The following is a 1,706-nucleotide window of genomic DNA, read 5'->3' as shown; positions in this document are numbered from 1 at the left end:
CTAAAAGTTTTCCTTGATCTTCTTGATTTGGTCCCTAAGTCTTGCTGCTCTTTCAAAGTCTAGCTCTTCTGCCGCCTTGTACATTTCGCTTTCCATATTTATTAGGATACTTTCAACGTCTTCTCTATTAAATTCTTCAACCTCTTCTTCCTCAGCTTTTTTGGTGATTTGGATTATTTCACCGATGTTTTTCTTGATGGTTGTTGGTGTTATGCCGTGTTTTTCGTTGAAGTCTTCTTGGATACTTCTTCTACGTTCTGTCTCGTCTATGGCCCTTCTCATTGATCCTGTTATCCTGTCGCCGTACATGATTACGTGGCCCTCTGAGTTTCTTGCGGCACGTCCTATGGTCTGGATAAGACTTGTTTCACTCCTTAAAAAACCTTCCTTATCAGCATCTAGGATTGTTATTAGGCTGACTTCTGGTATATCAAGCCCCTCTCTTAGGAGGTTTATTCCGACTAAAACGTCAAATTTTCCAAGCCTTAAGTCCCTTATTATCTCTGACCTTTCTATGGTTTTTATGTCTGAGTGGAGGTATCTTACCTTGATTGATTGCTCCATAAGATAGTCTGTTAAATCTTCTGCCATTTTCTTGGTCAGAGTTGTGACTAGGACTCTTTCGCCCTTGGCGATTGTGGCGTGGACTTCTCCTATAAGGTCGTCTATTTGATTTGCTGTAGGTCTCACTTCTACAAGTGGGTCTAATAGCCCTGTTGGTCTTATGATTTGCTCTACCATCTCTCCGTGAGTCTTTTCCATTTCATATGGACCTGGAGTTGCTGATACATAGACTGACTGGTTGATTAGATTTTCAAATTCATCAAATTTTAAAGGTCTATTATCAAGAGCAGATGGGAGTCTAAATCCAAAGTCTACTAGGTTTTGCTTTCTAGACCTATCTCCTGCATACATGCCGCCTACTTGGGGAATGGATACGTGGGACTCATCTACCATGAGGACAAAGTCCTTTGGGAAATAGTCTATAAGTGTATAGGGTCTTGATCCTCTTGGTCTTTGGGAAAGGTGGGCAGAATAGTTTTCAATGCCTGAACAAAAACCAATTTCTTTTAGCATTTCTATATCATACTTGGTTCTTTGCTCAATTCTCTGGGCTTCTAAGAGTTTGTTTTCGCTTTCAAACTCCTTTATTCTTTCTTCTAGTTCTCTTTCTATGGAAATTATAGCCTTTTCGGTCTTTTCCCTGGTTGTGGCGTAGTGACTGGCTGGATAAATATAGCCATGGGAGATTTTTGAGATGACTTTGCCTGTTAGGGGATCAAATTCAGAAATTTGATCTATCTCATCTCCAAAAAATTCAAGCCTGATAGCCTTCTGGTCAAAACCTGCAGGATAAATATCTAAGATATCTCCTCTTGCCCTAAAGGTTCCCCTTTCAAATTCCACATCATTTCTAACGTACTGGACATCAATTAGCCTTTTCATAACCTCTTCTGGGCTTATTTCCTGACCAGGACGGAGGGATACGACTAGCTTTTTGTATTCGATTGGGTCTCCTAGGCCGTATATACAAGACACGCTGGCAACTATGATTACATCCCTTCTTTCAAAAAGGGCCATGGTTGCAGAGTGGCGCATCTTATCAATTTCATCGTTTATCGATGAGTCCTTGGCTATGTAGGTGTCTGTTGCTGCCACATAGGCTTCTGGTTGGTAGTAGTCGTAGTAGGAAACAAAGTATTCCA

General features: G+C 40.9%; 1 protein-coding gene. It reads right to left on the bottom strand.

From position 1 onward, the window contains the following. Positions 1-1,706, bottom strand: a 1,706-nt coding sequence (gene uvrB / locus Q0410_RS01990; RefSeq protein ID WP_299032354.1) for an excinuclease ABC subunit UvrB, incomplete at its 5' end; no start/stop codon positions are given.

It is taken from the genome of uncultured Anaerococcus sp., assembly GCF_937934665.1.
GTDB lineage: Bacteria > Bacillota > Clostridia > Tissierellales > Peptoniphilaceae > Anaerococcus.
This window is presented reverse-complemented; position numbering and strand designations above follow the sequence as displayed.